We start from the raw sequence: 438 nt of genomic DNA on the forward strand, positions 1-438 counted from the left end.
GGGGTCGAGTGAGGGGGCGAGCCACCCGCTCTGGAACGTCAGCGGGTTGAAGGCGGCGGTCTCGGCGTCGATCCGCCACAGGACACCGCTCTCGGTCTGCACGGCAGCCGCGCTGAGGTCGGGCGCGACGGAGATCGACGTCGCGGGATCGGAGTTGTTCTGCTCGTTCTCGGACGCGAAACGTTCCCGGATCGCCTCGCTCAGACCAGAGATGCGCTCGACCTCGCCGCCCGCCAAGTATCCGAAGTCGTCCTTCGTCATGACGATGGCACGAGCGTCGGGCTGCACGTCGGCGACAGTGTCGGCAGGGCCCGTGAGGCGGGAGCCGTCCACCGTCATGCGCACGGTCCCAATGTTCATCGGGGCGAGGGTGCGCTCGATCTGCGTCTGCATGCGTGCTCGTTCCGCGCCCGATGCTTCGGCTGCGTCGCTCGACAG

1 protein-coding gene is annotated in these 438 nt (G+C 68.3%); it reads right to left on the reverse strand.

The window, feature by feature from the left end:
* The coding region (locus SB660_RS19060) for a hypothetical protein (RefSeq protein WP_410583783.1) at positions 1-393 on the reverse strand (393 nt) is incomplete at its 3' end.
* Between the last annotated feature and the right edge of the window lie 45 nt (positions 394-438).

The sequence above is a fragment of the Bacillus sp. SIMBA_005 genome (genome assembly GCF_046535585.1).
Classification (GTDB): Bacteria; Bacillota; Bacilli; order Bacillales; family Bacillaceae; genus Bacillus; species Bacillus pumilus.